The 16,365-nt window shown below is 69.9% G+C and carries 16 protein-coding genes; 7 read left to right on the top strand and 9 right to left on the bottom strand.

All coding sequences use genetic code 11. The annotated features are described in order from the left end of the window. The first annotated feature begins 82 nt into the window (after window positions 1-82). Entirely contained in the window at window positions 83-538 is a 456-nt protein-coding gene (locus AB0P24_RS41300; RefSeq protein ID WP_365803429.1) for an ATP-binding protein, read from the top strand. Here AB0P24_RS41300 and AB0P24_RS41295 read toward each other — a convergent pair. Then, window positions 511-2,553, bottom strand: a complete 2,043-nt coding sequence (locus AB0P24_RS41295) for a hypothetical protein (protein WP_365803427.1) — start codon at window positions 2,551-2,553, stop codon at window positions 511-513. The two genes, AB0P24_RS41300 and AB0P24_RS41295, sit on opposite strands and share 28 nt — an antisense overlap. 171 nt (window positions 2,554-2,724) lie before the next feature. Here AB0P24_RS41295 and AB0P24_RS41290 point away from each other — a divergent pair, with 171 nt between their 5' ends. Then, entirely contained in the window at window positions 2,725-2,892 is a 168-nt protein-coding gene (locus AB0P24_RS41290; RefSeq protein WP_365803425.1) for a hypothetical protein, read from the top strand. Window positions 2,893-2,981: 89 nt separating this feature from the next. On the opposite strand, the gene argS is transcribed toward AB0P24_RS41290, so the two are convergent. Further along, window positions 2,982-4,739, bottom strand: a complete 1,758-nt coding sequence (gene argS, locus AB0P24_RS41285; RefSeq protein WP_365803423.1) for an arginine--tRNA ligase — start codon at window positions 4,737-4,739, stop codon at window positions 2,982-2,984. A gap of 381 nt (window positions 4,740-5,120) precedes the next feature. Here argS and lysS point away from each other — a divergent pair, with 381 nt between their 5' ends. Further along, on the top strand, window positions 5,121-6,854 hold the full coding sequence (gene lysS, locus AB0P24_RS41280) for a lysine--tRNA ligase (RefSeq protein WP_365803421.1): 1,734 nt from the start codon (window positions 5,121-5,123) through the stop codon (window positions 6,852-6,854). Window positions 6,855-6,939: 85 nt separating this feature from the next. Here the strand turns inward: lysS and AB0P24_RS41275 are convergent, their stop codons facing one another. The 3 genes from AB0P24_RS41275 to AB0P24_RS41265 all read right to left on the bottom strand — a co-directional run bounded on the left by AB0P24_RS41275 (window position 6,940) and on the right by AB0P24_RS41265 (window position 10,269). Continuing rightward, window positions 6,940-8,274: a DUF2637 domain-containing protein gene (locus AB0P24_RS41275; RefSeq protein WP_365803477.1), complete on the bottom strand. Its 1,335-nt coding sequence runs from the start codon at window positions 8,272-8,274 to the stop codon at window positions 6,940-6,942. Between the two features lie 99 nt (window positions 8,275-8,373). Next, window positions 8,374-9,258, bottom strand: a complete 885-nt coding sequence (locus tag AB0P24_RS41270; protein WP_365803419.1) for a DUF3558 domain-containing protein — start codon at window positions 9,256-9,258, stop codon at window positions 8,374-8,376. Window positions 9,259-9,390: 132 nt separating this feature from the next. Further along, on the bottom strand, window positions 9,391-10,269 hold the full coding sequence (locus tag AB0P24_RS41265; protein ID WP_365803417.1) for a DUF3558 domain-containing protein: 879 nt from the start codon (window positions 10,267-10,269) through the stop codon (window positions 9,391-9,393). Between the two features lie 228 nt (window positions 10,270-10,497). Here AB0P24_RS41265 and AB0P24_RS41260 point away from each other — a divergent pair, with 228 nt between their 5' ends. Further along, window positions 10,498-11,691: an RtcB family protein gene (locus AB0P24_RS41260; RefSeq protein ID WP_365803415.1), complete on the top strand. Its 1,194-nt coding sequence runs from the start codon at window positions 10,498-10,500 to the stop codon at window positions 11,689-11,691. 172 nt (window positions 11,692-11,863) lie between these two features. Further along, window positions 11,864-12,355, top strand: coding sequence for a hypothetical protein (locus AB0P24_RS41255; protein ID WP_365803413.1), 492 nt, complete (start codon window positions 11,864-11,866; stop codon window positions 12,353-12,355). 139 nt (window positions 12,356-12,494) lie between these two features. On the opposite strand, the gene AB0P24_RS41250 is transcribed toward AB0P24_RS41255, so the two are convergent. The 3 genes from AB0P24_RS41250 to AB0P24_RS41240 form a co-directional block, all read right to left on the bottom strand. Continuing rightward, window positions 12,495-12,662, bottom strand: coding sequence for a hypothetical protein (locus AB0P24_RS41250; RefSeq protein ID WP_365803411.1), 168 nt, complete (start codon window positions 12,660-12,662; stop codon window positions 12,495-12,497). Next, a complete protein-coding gene (locus AB0P24_RS41245; protein WP_365803409.1) occupies window positions 12,662-13,420 on the bottom strand; it encodes an SDR family oxidoreductase in 759 nt (252 codons plus the stop codon). Before AB0P24_RS41245 ends, AB0P24_RS41250 begins: the two co-directional genes overlap by 1 nt. A gap of 227 nt (window positions 13,421-13,647) precedes the next feature. Beyond that, complete coding sequence (locus AB0P24_RS41240) at window positions 13,648-13,980, bottom strand: YnfA family protein (RefSeq protein ID WP_234544523.1); 333 nt, start codon at window positions 13,978-13,980, stop codon at window positions 13,648-13,650. Between the two features lie 132 nt (window positions 13,981-14,112). Here AB0P24_RS41240 and AB0P24_RS41235 point away from each other — a divergent pair, with 132 nt between their 5' ends. Then, window positions 14,113-14,583, top strand: a complete 471-nt coding sequence (locus tag AB0P24_RS41235; RefSeq protein ID WP_365803407.1) for a hypothetical protein — start codon at window positions 14,113-14,115, stop codon at window positions 14,581-14,583. A 239-nt stretch (window positions 14,584-14,822) separates the two neighbouring features. On the opposite strand, the gene AB0P24_RS41230 is transcribed toward AB0P24_RS41235, so the two are convergent. Continuing rightward, window positions 14,823-15,695 carry an alpha/beta fold hydrolase gene (locus AB0P24_RS41230; protein ID WP_365803405.1) on the bottom strand — a complete coding sequence of 291 codons (873 nt, stop codon included), beginning with the start codon at window positions 15,693-15,695 and terminating at the stop codon, window positions 14,823-14,825. 419 nt (window positions 15,696-16,114) lie between these two features. Between AB0P24_RS41230 and AB0P24_RS41225 the strand changes: the two genes are divergently transcribed. Continuing rightward, the coding region (locus AB0P24_RS41225; protein ID WP_365803403.1) for an LLM class flavin-dependent oxidoreductase at window positions 16,115-16,365 on the top strand (251 nt) is incomplete at its 3' end.

Here is a 16,365-nt window from a genome sequence, read left to right as displayed (position 1 = left end):
TCACCGGGCCGGAGCCCGTACAAAAATTCCGTACGGGTCTACTCCCTGCTCCAGGTTAGTGACTCTGCGCGACATTCGAGCCGTGAACGACGGAAACGAACTCCTCTACCCCCGCGAACAGTTCTACGCCCGGGAGCGCCGATCCGTGCCCGCCGCCAGGCGGTTCGCCGCGCAGTCGCTCAGATGCTGGGGCCTGGGGGACTGGGACCGCGCCGACGGCATGTCGCTGTGCGTGAGCGAGTTGGCCACGAATGCCCTCCTGCACGGGGTGCCGCCCGGCCGTGGCTTCCTCCTGCGGCTGCGGTACGACGGTGACGTCGTCCGCGTCGAGGTGCACGACAGCGGACCGGGCGTGCCGAAGATCGCCGACGAGACGTACTGCGGCGAGGGCGGGCGCGGGCTGGTGCTGGTCGCGGCGCTCGCCGACAAGTGGGGGGTGTGCGAGCGGGAGCTCGGCAAGGTGGTGTGGGCCGATTTCGAGTGCTCACGCGATGACGCGCGGGCCGGGCGTCAGGCCTCCGGTACCGGATCGGCATAGCCCCGGACGAAGTCGGGGACGAGCAGTCGTCGGTACGGTTCGAAGACCGACTCCGGTGAGAGACCGGCCAGGGTGAGTGAGTCGCTGATCGCGGAGAGGTCTTGCAGCGGCGTCCGGGCGATGATCAAAGGCATGATCTGGTCGGCCAGTTCCCGGGCCGCGCGGTCGAGTGGCGCCGGCCAGTCGGCGTGCAGGTCCTTGATGATCTGTGCCAGGTCGTCAGAGCTCGCGCCAGCCGGATAGAGCCTGGAAAGTGAGTCGCTGATCCACGGATGCGACGGCGCTGTGGCCCACAGCCGGACGAGCAGTTCGGTCTGGTCGGCCGGAGGAGTGGGCAGCGCGAAGAAGACGTGGCCCACCACGTAGGCGCCCTCGATGTCCATCGTCTTCCTGACGAGGTCGATGACCTCGGCGGGCGGCCACTTGCGCACGATGGTTTCCATGAGGAGCCCGTGGGTCAGCAACCGAGGGTTGTCGGTCAGCTGCCTCCGCACGAGCGCGACCACCTCCGCATACGGGCGCTGGGCGATCGCGGCGATGGCGTCGCGCACCACTGGTGGGGTCTCCGCGCGGTGGTCGAGCCGGTACTGCAGTTCCAACGTGTCCTCGGCCGTTCGGCCCGCCAGGGCGACCCGCAACAGTTGAGCCCCCTGCTCCGCACGGTTCAGCAGCGGGCCGGACCGGATGAGGGCGTTGATCAGCGGGAGCAGTTTCTCCGGCCCCAGAGAGAGCGCGAGCGCGACCCGGGTCCGGGCCGCGCCCTCCAACCAGCGATGCTCCTGCAACCGGTCGGCCAACAGGAGCACCGCCCGGACGGAGTGTTCCCTCGCGATGCGTCCGAACCTCGGGTCGAGCGGATCGCGATCGCGTACCAGTCCTACGGCCGTCTCCTCGGCCCACACGAACGTGTCCGTCGGGACATCGGCCAAGAGGTCCCACCACAGCGCATTGTCCGTAGGGTCCTCGCCGGTCACGGCATTGTCCGGGTTGTCCGTGGCGGAGGACGGCACGGACAAGGGCTCCGTCCGCGCGCCCTCGTCAAGAGTGGTCAACGCGGTGTGCAGGCGGTCCGCGATGCTTCGGCCCACCGCCTCGGCCCGGTCCAGCGCGGCGTCGATGTCGTCACCGAAGGTGTTGGGGGATGCGATGCCGTCCGAGAGCGAAGCCGACGGTTCCGCGGCGAGTCCGCCGCCCCCCGAGGGCAACTGTGCCGCCGCCCGCAGGCTCCGTACCTCGTCACGGGCCCGGCGGGTACGGATCAGGGCCTCCGCGAGGAGAGCCGTCGCGAGCGTGCGGTCCTGCTGGGCACGGGCCAGTTCGGCCGCCGTACGGCCGTGCTGCGCGACCGTGCGGGCCAACTCTGTGTCCAAGCCGCTGAGCCGGCCCAGGTCTGGTGGCTGTGCGGTCATCGCCGACTCGCGTTCCCTGCCGAGCCGTTCCACTTCGTCGGCGAGGACGACAACCCAGGTGGACAGCACGGAGGACAGTGCGTCCGACTCGCGCAGGGCCTGCTGGGACTGGTACTGGATCGCGGCGAGTGTCGCGAGCTCGTCGTTCTTCCGGGCGAGCTGTTCATGGAGATCGACGAGTTTCAGCTGTGCCTGCACGGCGCTGTCCATTGCGGCCACCACCGCGTTCCTGGTGAGTCGTGGCTGTCCCGTCAGGTCGACGACCTGGGTGCTCCGGGACATCGCGATCCGTAGCAGCTCACCACCGTGCTTGAGCAACCGCCCTCGCCTGGGACGGAGTTCGTCCGCCTCCGTGCAGGCGACGACAACGGCTTCGACGAAGTCCGCGTCGATCTTCAAGCCCGACAAGCGCTCGCTGATGGCGGATGTCCGTAGATTCGTGGGTCCTTCCAGCGCCGCGAGGGTCAGCTCGGCGTCCGCCATGCACGTGCGCAGGAAGCGGGCCAGGTCCTCGTACTCCTTCGAACGGGCTCGCAGCGGACCGAATTTGCGCCCGCGCTTGGCCGGCCGGTCTCCGCCTGCCGATCCCCCGGCCTGCTCAGCCATGTTTCCCCCGAGGCCAATTTCCGTGGACAAAAGCCATTGTCCACCCGGCGCACCCCGCGCGGTCAGCGTCTTTCGCAGCGGGGGTGAGGACAACTCTCCGGCCGTCGAGGCTGGATTGTGCGGATGGAGTCCTCTTCCGTGTCCTCACCTGCGAGCCTGCGAAGGAAGACCATGGACCGACCCAAGCGGCCGATCGACCTGGTGGCGTTTGTCGCCACCCTGATCACCGTCGTCACCCTGCTGCACATGGGGGTTCAGCCACAGTCCCTGGCGCTCGTCGTCCTCGCCATGGCGACCTTGTACGGGGCGTTCGGCGGCGGTACCGGCGAGGGCAAGTAGCCGTCTGCGGAGCACCGACGGCCCGGCGCCGCGTCCTGGAGAACATCCGGGGCGCGGCGCCGGGCCGTCGAGTTGTGCGCTGCCCGTTCTCAGAGCCGCTCGGGCGTCCTGATGCCCAGCAGGGCCATGCCCTGGTGGAGGGTGCGGGCCGTCATGTCGCACAGGAACAGACGGTTCTCCACCTGGGCCGGGGTGCCGGCCTTGAGGACCGGGCACTTGTCGTAGAACGACGTGTAGAGGGACGCCAGTTGGTACAAGTACGCGGCCAGCTTGTGCGGGGCGTACTCCGCAGCCGCCTCGAAGACCGTGTTGCCGAACGCGTCCAGATGCAGGCCCAGCGCCCGCTCCGCCGCGTGCAGTTCCAGCTCCGGGTGCGCGGCGGGGCGGACGTCCCCCGCCTTGCGGAGGATCGACCGGATACGGGCGTACGCGTACTGGAGGTAGACGGAGGTGTCGCCGTTCAGCGAGACCATCTGGTCCAGGTCGAACTTGTAGTCGCGGTTCGGCGACGTCGACAGGTCCGCGTACTTCACGGCACCGATGCCGACCTGCTGGGCCCGCTCCTGGATCTCGTCCTCGGTCAGGTCCTGCGCCTTCTCCCGGACGACCTCGGCGGCCCGCTGCACCGCCTCGTCCAGTAGGTCCTCCAGCCGTACGGTTTCGCCCGCACGCGTCTTGAACGGCTTGCCGTCCGCGCCCAGCACCGTGCCGTAGCCCATGTTGTGCGCGGTGACGTCGTCGGTGAGCCAGCCCGCCCGCCGCGCCGTCTCGAAGACCATCCTGAAGTGCAGCGACTGGCGCACGTCCACGACGTAGATGATGGACGTGGCGTGCAGGTCCCGGACCCGGTTGCGGATCGCGGTCAGGTCGGAGGCCGCGTAGCCGAAGCCGCCGTCGGCCTTCTGCACGATCAGCGGGACCGGCTGGTCGTCCTTGCCCCGGATGTCGTCGAAGAACACCACGAGCGCGCCCTCGGAGCGGACCGCGACGCCGCTCTCCTCCAGGAGGCGGGCGGTCTCCGGCATGCCGTCGTTGTACGCCGACTCGCCGACGATCTCGTCGTCCCGGATCTCCATGTCGAGCTTGTCGAAGACCGAGTAGAAGTAGACCTTCGACTCGTCCACGAACCGCTGCCACAGGTCGAGGGTCTCCTTGTCGCCGGACTGGAGGGCGACGACCCGCTTGCGGGCCCGCTCCTTGAAGTCCTCGTCCGCGTCGAAGACCGCCCGGGACGCCTTGTAGACCCGGTTCAGGTTCGACATGGCCTGCTCGCCGTCCGTGTCGGTCTTCGCGGACAGCTGGTCCGGATTCTCGATCAGGTACTGGATGAGCATGCCGAACTGGGTGCCCCAGTCGCCGATGTGGTGCCGGCCGATCGTCCGCTCGCCGGTGAAGTCGATCATGCCGCGCAGGGCGTCGCCGATCACCGCGGAGCGCAGGTGGCCGACGTGCATCTCCTTGGCGACGTTCGGCTGGGCGTAGTCGATGACCGTGATGCCGGGGTCCGCCTTCGCGGGTACGCCGAGCCGGTCGCCGTCCGCGTACCGCGCCGCCAGGTTCTCGGTGATGGCCTTGTCGGAGAGGGTGATGTTGAGGAAGCCGGGGCCGGAGACCTCGACGTCCTGGATCAGGTCCGCGCCGGTGGTGATGCGGGAGACGACCTGCGTCGCCAGCTCCCGGGGGTTCGCCTTGGCCTTCTTGGCGAGGGCGAGGATGCCGTTCGCCTGGTAGTCGGCCCGGTCGCTGCGTCGCAGCAGCGGGTCGACGTCGGCCTCCGGCAGGGCGGCGGAGAGGGCGTCGGTGAGCTGCTGGTTGACGGAGTCGCTGAGGGACGTGACCGGGGCCATGGGGTGGGAGCCGTTCTCCTCGTGGGTGCTGGTAGACGGGTCCAGTATTTCACGGGGGGTAAAGGGGTTTTTGCGGCTGAGAGCTCGGGGGGTGCGGTGCGTTGCCGGGTGCGGCGGTGTGGGGGCTGGTCGCGCAGTTCCCCGCGCCCCTGGAACGGCGGCTGCGCCGCCGGACGGGGGGTGGGCCGCCAGGCGGTGGTTGCGTTTTTTGGACGGTGGGCTGCGCCGCAGGCGTTGGCTGGGGCCCGGACGGGGGCTGCGGGGGTTCTTGGAGGGGCCCTGGTAACCCGTTTTCGTGGATTCGGGGTCGGCTGGGAGAATGGAGCGGTCAGCCGTGCGACCGTATCGGCTGCCCCGTGCCAGAAAGAAGGACGTGCCGACGTGGCTCAGAGCACCGAGACCACCGACTGGGTCTCCCGTTTCGCGGATGAGGTCATCGAGGAGTCGGAGCGTCGGGCCCCGGGCAAACCGGTCGTCGTCGCGTCCGGGCTGTCGCCCTCGGGCCCCATTCACCTGGGCAACCTGCGCGAGGTCATGACCCCGCACCTGGTCGCCGACGAGATCCGGCGGCGGGGGTACCAGGTCCGCCACCTGATCTCCTGGGACGACTACGACCGGTACCGGAAGGTGCCCGCGGGCATCGCGGGAGTCGACGAGACGTGGGCCGAGCACATCGGCAAGCCGCTGACCTCGGTGCCCGCGCCGAAGGGCTCCGCCCACCCGAACTGGTCCGAGCACTTCAAGGCCGCGATGGTCGAGTCGCTGGCCGAGCTCGGCGTGGAGTTCGACGGGATCAGCCAGACCGAGCAGTACACCTCCGGGGTGTACCGCGAGCAGATCCTGCACGCCATGAAGCACCGCGGCGACATCGACGCCATCCTCGCGCAGTACCGGACCAAGCCGAAGACCGGCAAGAAGCCCCAGCAGAAGGCCGTCGACGAGGCCGAGCTGGAGGCCGAGGAGGGCTCGGGCGCGGCGAGCGAGGACGACGGGTCGTCCGGCTCCGCCGGGTACTTCCCGTACAAGCCGTACTGCGGCGGCTGCGGCAAGGACCTGACGACCGTCACGGCGTACGACGACGACAGCACCGAGCTGACGTACACCTGCGGCGCGTGCGGGTTCTCCGAGACCGTCCGGCTCAGCGAGTTCAACCGCGGCAAGCTGGTCTGGAAGGTCGACTGGCCGATGCGCTGGGCCTACGAGGGCGTGATCTTCGAGCCGAGCGGTGTGGACCACTCGTCGCCGGGGTCGTCGTTCCAGGTGGGCGGGCAGATCGTCGGGATCTTCGGCGGGAAGCAGCCCATCGGGCCCATGTACGCCTTCGTGGGCATCAGCGGGATGGCGAAGATGTCGTCCTCGCGGGGTGGCGTGCCCACGCCGGCCGACGCGCTGAAGATCATGGAGCCGCAGCTCCTGCGCTGGCTGTACGCCCGGCGCAGGCCCAACCAGTCCTTCAAGATCGCCTTCGACCAGGAGATCCAGCGGCTCTACGACGAGTGGGACAAGCTGGACGGCAAGGTGGCCGACGGTTCCGCGCTGCCCGGTGACATCGCCGCGCACGCGCGCGCCGTGGGTACGGCAGGCGGTGAGCTGCCGCGGACGCCGCGCCCGCTGCCGTACCGCACGCTGGCCTCCGTCGCCGACATCACCGCCGGGCACGAGGACCAGGCGCTGCGCATCCTGAGCGAGCTGGACCCGGCGAACCCCCTCGGATCGCTGGACGAGGCGCGTCCGCGGTACGACAGGGCCGAGGCCTGGATCAACACCCAGGTGCCGGCCGACCAGCGCACCATCGTCCGTGACGAGCCCGACGCCGAACTGCTCAAGTCCCTCGACGAGGCGTCCCAGCAGTCGGTACGGCTGCTGCTCGACGGGCTCGCCGAGCACTGGTCGCTGGACGGGCTGACCCACCTCGTCTACGGCGTGCCCAAGGTCCAGGCCGGGTTCGCCGCCGACGCCACGCCGAAGGAGCTGCCGCCGGAGATCAAGACGGCCCAGCGGACGTTCTTCGCGCTGCTCTACCACCTGCTCGTCGGGCGCGACACCGGGCCCCGGCTGCCCACGCTGCTGCTCGCGGTCGGGCAGGAGCGGGTGCGGGCCCTGCTCGGGGCGTGACACCGGCATGAAGAAGGGGCCCTCCTCGGCGGAGGGCCCCTTCTTCATGCCCTGCGGGCCCTGCGGGGCTGCGGTGCCGCGGGGCTCAGGCGATGTGGTCTTCCTGGAGCTCCGCCGTGTGGCGGTTCGTGAAGCGGTTGACCATGCGGTCCGCGTCGCGCTGCGCCAGCGTGACGCCGTACGTCGCCTCCACGTCGTCCCTGAGCTGACCGGAGGTGGGGTAGCTGCCGTCTATCGACTTCTTGAAGACCAGGTAGAAGTCCTCCTCGGTCGGCTCCGGCGGGCCGCCGCCCTCGCCCAGCTCGCGCGTGCGGCCCGGGCCGGAGGGGATGGGGAAGCTGCCGGTCGTCTCCGCCGGGGACTCCTCCGGAACGGGCTGCTGCTCCTGGGGGTACTGGTCCGCCGGGAACTGCTGCTGGAGCCGGAGCCGGTCGTACTGCTCCTGCTGCCGCTGGTACTGCTCCTGCTCCTGCTGGTACTGCCAGGCCGCGTACTGCTCCTCGGTGTACTGGGGCTCGTACGAGGGGTCGTAGTCGCCGTGGTACTCGATCTGCTGCGGGTCCCTGGCGTGCAGCCAGGGGTTGACGTTCGGATCGGGGTCCGGCTCGGGCTGCCTGGCCGGGATCTCCTGCTGCCCCTGGTGGGGGCCGGGGACCAGTTCCGGGCGCTGTTCGCCAGGAGGCGCGGCCGCGCCCACCCGTGCCGCCCCAGCGGCACGGCTGTCCGCGGCTGTGGAGGCCGCCGGCAGCGCGGGAAGGTCGATGCCCGCCGCTGCCAGGCCGTCCGGGGCCGTGTCGGCCAGGGGGACGCCGTACTTGGCGAGGCGCAGGGGCATCAGGGACTCCACGGGAGCCTTCCTGCGCCAGGCCCGGCCGAAGCGGGAACGCAGCCTCGCCTGGTAGACGAGACGTTCCTGTTCCAGCTTGATGACCTGGTCGTAGGAGCGCAGCTCCCACAGCTTCATCCGGCGCCAGAGGAGGAACGTGGGAACCGGGGAGAGCAGCCAGCGGGTGAGGCGGACCCCCTCCATGTGCTTGTCCGCCGTGATGTCGGCGATCCGGCCGATCGCGTGGCGGGCGGCCTCGACGGCCACGACGAACAGCACCGGGATCACCGCGTGCATGCCCACACCCAGCGGGTCCGGCCAGGCCGCCGCGCCGTTGAAGGCGATCGTCGCCACGGTCAGCAGCCAGGCCGTCTGCCGCAGCAGCGGGAAGGGTATGCGGATCCAGGTCAGCAGCAGGTCGAGGGCGAGCAGGACGCAGATGCCCGCGTCGATGCCGATCGGGAACACATAGGAGAAGTTCCCGAAGCCCTTCTTGATGGCCAGCTCACGGACGGCCGCGTACGATCCGGCGAAGCCGATGCCGGCGATGATCATCGCGCCGGTCACGACCACGCCGATGAGAACGCGGTGCATCCGGGTCAGCTGTATTGGCGCGGCCACCGGCACTCCCCTCCCCTTGCATGTTGTTGCGCGCAACAGGGTGGCACATCAGTACGGCGTACGTATGGCCGGTCAGCTCTTCTTGGCTGCCGACTTGGACGGCGACGCGGTGGGCGAGGCCGACTTGGAGGCCGACTGCGAGGGCGTCGCCGCAGGTGAACTCGCCGACGTGCCAGAGCCGTTGGCCGTCGAGACCGACGCCACCGCCTCCACGGTCGCCTTCTCCGCCGCCTTCGTCAGGGCGTCCGCGTCCGGAGTTTTCTCACCCGCGAGACCCGCGCCGTTGTAGTCGACGGTGACGACGACGTTCGCGACGCGTGCCACGACCGTCTGCTGCTTGAAGGCGCCCTCCTTCTTCTTCAGGTCGTAGCGCACGGCCGTCGCCTGGTCGCCCGCCCCGGACACCGGCACCGACTTGGTGTTCTTGGCACCGGACACGGACTGGGCGTCCCGCACCTGGCTCGTGTAGTACGCCTCGGCCTGCTGCTCGCCGGAGCCGCGGCTGGTGTCCGAGTCGAAGCGGAGGAAGGAGATGTTCAGCCAGCGGAACTGGGACCCCTTCACACCGTTGTTGTCCAGGCTGCTCCAGGAGCAGCTGCCGCGCGTGGCCACGTCGTTCGACGTGCCCTCCTTGCCCGACGTCGCGCCCTTCGGCACGAGCGCGGTGAGGGTCTTCTTCGACAGCGCCGCGCACGGCTCGGGCAGCTTCTGGTACTTGGCCGCCTGCACGGTGGCCGAAGGGGCCGCCGAGCTGCCCGGGGCGGTGACGGGATTCGAACCGCCGGCCGTCTCCTGCGCCGCGCTGTCCGAGTCCGAGGAGCAGGCCGTCGCGAACAGCGCCACGGCGGGGACGGCGGCCGCGACGACGAGGCCGTGGCGCAGGCGCCCTGCCCGCCGCTGTGCGTTCCGCTCGTTCCGGGCACGCTGGTCGTCTCGCTGGACTGCTACTCGCTGCATGGTTCCTTCACTCATACGTTCGGGGTTCCTGCGGTCGGATCGGGTCCGAGGGGCCACGGTACGCGGTGAGGAAGCTGTGCGGTTTTGGTTCGGGTGCTTTGCGGGCGGGGTGCGCAAGGCGTGCCGGGGGCCTCAGCTGTTGAGGGCCTCGGCCAGTTGGCCGGCCAGATTCTGCGCCCTGTCCTGCATTTCCTTGCTGTCCGGGACCGTTCCGGTGGCCATCGGCTGCTCCTCGTACACGATGGTCACGACGACGTTGGACGTGCGGAACACCACAGTCACCGTCCGCTGCTCGGCCGTCGAACCGGAGCCGCTGAGCTGGTCGTCGAGATACGCCTCGTCGCCCAGGTCGGAGAGAGCACGGGGCTGTAGACCGGCCGGAGTGGTGGTGGAAGAGGCGGAGGCGGCGGAGGAAGCCGAGGAGGACGGATCGGCGGATCCCGTGGCGGACGCGGATCCGGACGCGGACGTGGACGCCGACGTGGACGCGGACGGGGAGTTGGACGGGGAGTTGGACGCCGACTCCGACGGGGACTCCGTCTCGGCGGGGCTCGGGGGCGCGGACTCCGGGATGTCGGCCGCCGTCTCCAACTGCGTGTAGATCGTCTGCGCCTCGCCGTCGTCGCTGACCGCGTTGTCGTACGACACCACCCGCTCGAAGTCGACGGACAGCCGGTCCGTGGCGTCGGTGGACTCGACCTTCCAGTGGCAGCCCACCTTGCGATCGGTGTCGTAGGTGAGCGTGGCCTCGCCGCCGTACGCCTTCTCCCGCTGCTGCTCGTCGGCGATCTGGGCGATGCCGGGGAGCAGTGAGTCGAGGGTGTCGTGGCTGACCGCGCCGCAGGCCTCCGGGAGGGTGCGGTACTTGCCGGGCTGGGCGGCGACGGTGGAGGTGCCGGGGTCCGCGTTCTTGTCGCTGGTGTCCGCGCCACCGCTGGAACCGCTCGTGCAGCCGGCCAGCAGGGCCGCGAGAAGGGCGGCGATGCCGGTTACGTACGCCTTCCGCTGCACGGTCAGGCTCCTTCCGTTCACTGGTCCGCTCGGTCCTGCTCCAGTGTCCCCGCTGGTTAATCGCTTGCCGCAGTGGGGCGTCCGCTGGAGACAATGTCTACCGCACGCACTGCTGTGAACGCCGGTCCCCTGTCTGGTTCATGGACCTCTGGCGCCGCATTTGCGTTTTGTTGGATTTGAAGATTTCTGTCCTTTTTGGTGTGCTGTTCGCGGGGGAATGAGGAAGACATGTCGTACGTGGAGATGCCGGGCGCGAAGGTGCCGATCCGGATGTGGACCGACCCGGCGACCGTCGAGGACGTGGCGCTCCAGCAGTTGCGCAACGTCGCGACCCTGCCGTGGATCAAGGGCCTGGCGGTCATGCCGGACGTCCACTACGGGAAGGGCGCGACGGTCGGGTCGGTCATCGCCATGCGGGGCGCGGTGTGCCCGGCGGCGGTCGGGGTCGACATCGGGTGCGGGATGTCCGCGGTGAAGACGTCGCTCACGGCCAACGACCTGCCGGGGGATCTGTCGCGGCTGCGGTCGAAGATCGAGCAGGTCATTCCGGTGGGGCGGGGGATGCACGCGGAGCCCGTGGAGCCGGGGGACTTCCATGGCCTGGCCACGGCCGGGTGGGGGGAGTTCTGGGGGCGGTTCGACGGGGTCGCGGAGGCGGTGAAGTTCCGGGAGGGGCGGGCGCGTCAGCAGATGGGCACGCTCGGATCCGGAAATCACTTCTGCGAAGTGTGCATAGACGTATCCGGTTCGGTGTGGCTCATGCTGCACTCCGGGTCCCGGAACATCGGCAAGGAACTTGCCGAGCACCACATCGGCGTGGCCCAGAAACTCCCACACAACCAGGGGCTCGTCGATCGCGACCTCGCCGTCTTCGTCGCGGACACCCCGCAGATGGCGGCCTACGAGCACGATCTCTACTGGGCTCAGGAGTACGCGAAGTACAACCGGTCGCTCATGATGGCCCTCTTCAAGAGCGTGATCCGTAAGGAGTTCAAGAAGGCCGGGGTCACCTTCGAACCCGAAGTCAGCTGCCATCACAACTACGTGAGCCGCGAGCGTTATGAAGGTGTGGACCTCCTCGTGACCCGCAAGGGTGCGATCAGTGCCCGAACCGGGGAATACGGCATCATCCCCGGCTCCATGGGGACCGGGTCGTACATCGTGAAGGGCCTCGGCAACGAGATGTCCTTCAATTCCGCCTCGCACGGTGCGGGCCGGCGCATGAGCCGCAACGCGGCCAAGCGCCGATTCTCGACGAAGGACCTGGAAGACCAGACGCGGGGCGTGGAGTGCCGTAAGGACTCCGGTGTCGTGGACGAGATCCCCGGCGCCTACAAGTCGATCGACCAGGTCATCGACCAGCAGCGGGACCTGGTGGAGGTCGTCGCGAAGCTGAAGCAGGTTGTCTGCGTGAAGGGCTGACGTCCGGTTGACCGAGGGCTCGCTGCTGTGCACGAACGAGCCCTCGGTCCCGTCCTGCTGACTTGACTCACGGCGCTTCACGAGGCGAAAGCGCGGTCCGGTTCCTTGGCCTTCCTCGGCCGTTCTGGCGCTGACGGGGTGGAGAACACCATGGCCCGCCTAGGCTGGGGGCGTGAATTACACCGAAGTTGAGGCGGACATTCTCCGGCTGGTCATCGGGGCCACCGAGGGCGGGGCTCGTGCCTTCGGAGAGGAGACGGTCACACGTCTGGTGCGGCCGGAGCTGCTCCGCGATGCCGACGAGGACGAACTCACCGAGGACGCCTGGACGGCGCTCGGCAACGCCTGCGCGAACGTCCTGACCATCAGCGCCGCCGAGCTGGAGGACAAGCTCGCCACGATCTATGACGGCATCCTGGTCGATGACGGTCTGGACACCGGAGTCCTCACCGTCATCAGCGCGTTGGCGCATTGGCAGAGCTACCTGGAGAGCAACCGGCGCGGCGAGCTCTACGAACTCGCCATCCGTTCCATCGAGGACGTCGACCACGAGGTCTCCGCCGCTCTCGACGACTTCCTCGCCACACCGGAGATGGCCGCCGAGTACGAGCGCATCCGCAGCCTGCTGGAGCCCGGCGCGGGGGCAGAGGCACCGACCCACTAGAAGCGGTCCAGGAATCCAGCCCGTGATCTTCCCCGTCCGACGGCGTGCCGCGATGCGTGCGCAGTGCCGCGCGCGCATCGCCTGCTCTGCGACGCCGCGAGCGACGACGTTCACCCCGGTGGGTTGCCGCGATCCCCGGTCACTTCGCGTGGCGGACCGCGTAGATCATCACGAACGCGATGATGTGGATGCCGAAGAGGAAGTAGCCCAGGAAGTACCAGACCTGGCGTTCGTTCTTCGTCTCCTGCGCCAGACGGGACTTCTCCAGTTCCGTCTCCAGGGCCTTCGCCGCGTCGTCCTCCGGCATCACAGCTCCCGGTAAACCTTGGTGTTGGAGGCCTGGGCGCGGGGCCGGACGACCAGGAGGTCGATGTTGACGTGGCTGGGGCGGGTCACCGTCCAGGCGATGGTGTCCGCCACGTCGTCGGCGGTCAGGGGCTCGGCGACGCCCTGGTAGACCTTGGCCGCCTTCTCCTCGTCGCCGCCGAAGCGGGTCAGCGCGAACTCCTCCGTCCTGACCATGCCGGGGGCGATCTCGATGACGCGGACCGGCTTGCCGACGATCTCCAGGCGGAGGGTCTCGGCGAGGACGTGCGCGCCGTGCTTGGCGGCGACATACCCGGCGCCGCCCTCGTAGGTGGCGTGGCCGGCGGTGGAGGAGACCACGACCACCGTGCCGTCGCCGCTCGCCTCCAGCCTGGGGAGCAGGGCCTGGGTGAGGTTCAGGGTGCCGATGACGTTCGTCTCGTACATCGTGCGCCAGTCGGCCGGGTCGCCGGTGGCCACCGGGTCGGCGCCGAGGGCCCCGCCGGCGTTGTTCACGAGGACGGCGACCGTCTTGAAGGCCGTCGCGAACTCGTCCACGGCCGCGCGGTCCGTCACGTCCAGCGGGTAGGCGGTGGCCTGCTGCCCCGCTTCGTTGATCTCCTTGGCCAGGGCCTCGATCCGGTCCTCGCGGCGGGCGGTGAGGACGACGCGGTAACCGGCCTCGGCGAGCTTGCGCGCGGTGGCGGCACCGATGCCGCTGCTGGCGCCGGTGACTACCGCGATGCGGGACGAGGCCATGGGCTGCTCCTCAGCGGGGTCTGCTTGTGCGGCTTGCTCCGGAGAGTCTAGGCGCCGTGGTCGGCGCGGGATCGGGCGGCTGGGGGCCGGTGGGGGCTGGTGTGGGGTGGTGGGGGCCGGTGGGGGCCCAGGGGGCCAGGGGGGCCAGGGGGGGCCAGGGGGCGCGCCCACGCGGCGGAGCCGCACATCGACGCAGGCACGCGGCCTCTCGGGCGGGATTCTCCCGGTCAGTTCCTGGGCGCCCACATGATCAGGGCCATGCCCGCCAGGCATACCGCCGCCCCCGTGAGGTCCCAGCGGTCCGGGCGGTAGCCGTCCGCGACCACACCCCACAGGATCGAGCCGGCCACGAAGATGCCGCCGTACGCCGCGAGGATGCGGCCGAAGTGGGCGTCGGGCTGGAAGGTGGCGACGAAGCCGTAGGCGCCGAGGGAGAGGATGCCGCCGGCCACCCAGAGCCAGCCGCGGTGCTCGCGCACACCCTGCCAGACCAGCCAGGCGCCGCCGATCTCGAAGAACGCGGCGACGACGAAGAGGGCGGCGGAGCGCAGGATCAGCATGCGGGCAGCGTGCCACGCGCGGCGGGTGTCACCTGATGGGGGGGGCGCCTGTGGCGGGGCCCGGGTGGCATACATCCGTACGCATGCCGGAGACGGCCGGGATGCGCGGACGGACGGGACGGGACGGGTGGCATGGCGATGCGTCGTGGTGGGCTGGCGGTGGTCGGTGCGGCGGCGGCGGGGGCGCTGGCCGTGGGGATGGCCGGTACGGCCTGGGCCGGGAACGCCGATCTCGAGATGCACGGGTCCGCCGTGCTGACGGGGGACCTGGTGGAGGTCGGGGTGACCCCGCGCAACCACGGGCCGGACGCCGTGACGGGCGCCAGTGTGCGGCTGACGTCGTCGGCGGCGCTGGCGGACACGCAGCACCTGCCGGGCGGGTGCGCGCGCACCGGCGACCGGGAGGTGGTGTGCGACACCGGACCGCTGGCGGTCGAGGCGCCCGGCGAGCGGCTGGTGGTTCCGGTACGGCTGCGGGACCGGCCGGCGGAGGTGACGCTGAAGGTGGACGTGGTGTGGGGCGGGGGCGCGGTGGACCAGGACCGGACGAACGACGGGCAGCGGGTGCTGGTGCTGGCGACCGGTGATCCGTACGCGTTCTGAGCGGACCGCACCGGCGCTGCCGGACCAGGGCCGTCCGCTCCGGGGGCTCGCCGCGTACAGGAGGGGCCAGGAACTACGGAGGAACTACGGAGGAACTACGGAGGAACTACGGAGGAGCTACGGAGGGACTACGGAGGGACTACGGAGGAGCTACGACGGATGCTCCAGCCCCCTGTTGTCAGCGGGCACGGCGAGGGGCGCGACTCATGGCCGTCGCCCCGCCGTGCCGGTGCCGCCGCTCAGGATTTCCTTGCCGACCCCAGCATGTAGTCCTCGGCGGCGTCGGTGATCAGGTCCTTGACCGCCTGCGGGTGGGAGATGAGGGACACGTGCGAGGAGTCGATCTCCACAGTCTTCCGGGCCTTCGCCCGCTTCGCCTCGAACCGCTCCAGGCTCGGGTCGATCGCCCGGTCCTGCTTGCCGACGAGGGCGTACACGGGCTTGTTCCGCCATGCGGCGCCGGTGAGCTTGTCCGTGAACGCCGACATCGCGATCGGACGCTCGGTGGCTCCCATGATGTCGGTCTGGCTCGCGGGCAGGTCCGCGGCGAAGACCTGGCGCAGTCGGTCCGGCTGTATGTACAGGTCCGTGCCGGTGGTGCCGTCGGCATTGCGGAAGGGCACCTGCTTCAGCGCCCGGCTGAGCGGGGCGGGGGCGAACTTCGCGGCGAGGACGGCCTGTGACTCTCCCACGTCGGGCATGACCGCGTTGATGTACACGAGGGCCTTGACGTTGTCGTTTCCCACGGCGGCCTGGGAGATCACCTCGCCGCCGTAGGAGTGACCGGCCAGGATGATCGGTCCTCTGAGGGACTTCAGGAAACTCGCGAGGTAGGCCGAGTCCTGGGCGACACCGCGGAGCGGGTTGGCCGGTGCGGCCACGGTGTAGCCGTTCCTCTGGAGCCGTTCCACGACGCCGTTCCAACTCGACGCGTCGGCGAAGGCGCCGTGTACGAGCACGATGGTGGGCTTCGCCCGGCCGGGATCACCGCTCGGACCACCGGCCCGCGCGGTGACGGGTGCCAGGGTGGAGGTGGCACCTGCCAGGGCCAGAAGGGCCGCGCCCCAGCGGGCGACGTACACGATGCGGCGGGGCTCACGGGATATGCGCATGCCGGTCCTTCGGTGCGAGGGCGTCGGGGCACGCCCGGGATTCCAGCGTCGAGGACCCTCGCCGCGGTGTCCCCGCACACGGGCCGTCCGGGTGAACGCACCGATGGCCCGCGCGGTCGGGTGGAGCCGTTCGTGGTTCCGAAGGGCACCCGGCAGGAGCAGGCGCCGGTGGGGGTGGTGGTGGGGTGGGGGCCGACAGCGGCGGGGTGGGGGCCGACAGTGGCGGGGCTGCCGACGGAGACCGGATGGGATCGGGGTGGGATCCGGGTGGGGTCGAGGTGGGAGCGGGCTCCCTTGCCGGGCATCCCCGCCGCGGGGATCCGGGCTGGAAGGCGCAGCCAAGCGCAGGGAATAGGTGGAGGCGGGGTCTCGTTCTGCGGGTATAGTTGAATCATAAACAACCTGGAGGGTGAGCGAGCATGCAGTTCGGGATCTTCACGGTCGGCGACGTCACGCCGGACCCCACCACGGGGCGGACGCCGAGCGAGCGGGAGCGCATCAAGGCGATGGTCGCGATCGCGCTGAAGGCCGAGGAGGTCGGCCTGGACGTCTTCGCGACCGGTGAGCACCACAACCCGCCGTTCGTGCCGTCGTCGCCGACCACCATGCTCGGCTACGTCGCCGCGCGGACGGAGAAGCTCATCCTCTCCACCTCCACCACCCTCATCAC

Origin of the sequence: Streptomyces sp. NPDC086519, assembly GCF_040686075.1 — a bacterium.
Classification (GTDB): Bacteria; Actinomycetota; Actinomycetes; order Streptomycetales; family Streptomycetaceae; genus Streptomyces; species Streptomyces shenzhenensis.
This window is presented reverse-complemented; position numbering and strand designations above follow the sequence as displayed.

Coding starts and splice junctions, on each gene's coding strand:
- AB0P24_RS41260 (WP_365803415.1), top strand. CDS start 10,498: ATGTCGTACGTGGAGATGCCGGGCGCGAAGGTGCCGATCCGGATGTGG.
- AB0P24_RS41245 (WP_365803409.1), bottom strand. CDS start 13,420: ATGGCCTCGTCCCGCATCGCGGTAGTCACCGGCGCCAGCAGCGGCATC.
- AB0P24_RS41235 (WP_365803407.1), top strand. CDS start 14,113: ATGGCGATGCGTCGTGGTGGGCTGGCGGTGGTCGGTGCGGCGGCGGCG.
- argS (WP_365803423.1), bottom strand. CDS start 4,739: ATGGCCCCGGTCACGTCCCTCAGCGACTCCGTCAACCAGCAGCTCACC.
- AB0P24_RS41270 (WP_365803419.1), bottom strand. CDS start 9,258: ATGCAGCGAGTAGCAGTCCAGCGAGACGACCAGCGTGCCCGGAACGAG.
- AB0P24_RS41250 (WP_365803411.1), bottom strand. CDS start 12,662: ATGCCGGAGGACGACGCGGCGAAGGCCCTGGAGACGGAACTGGAGAAG.
- AB0P24_RS41290 (WP_365803425.1), top strand. CDS start 2,725: ATGGACCGACCCAAGCGGCCGATCGACCTGGTGGCGTTTGTCGCCACC.
- AB0P24_RS41230 (WP_365803405.1), bottom strand. CDS start 15,695: ATGCGCATATCCCGTGAGCCCCGCCGCATCGTGTACGTCGCCCGCTGG.
- AB0P24_RS41275 (WP_365803477.1), bottom strand. CDS start 8,274: ATGCACCGCGTTCTCATCGGCGTGGTCGTGACCGGCGCGATGATCATC.
- AB0P24_RS41295 (WP_365803427.1), bottom strand. CDS start 2,553: ATGGCTGAGCAGGCCGGGGGATCGGCAGGCGGAGACCGGCCGGCCAAG.
- AB0P24_RS41240 (WP_234544523.1), bottom strand. CDS start 13,980: ATGCTGATCCTGCGCTCCGCCGCCCTCTTCGTCGTCGCCGCGTTCTTC.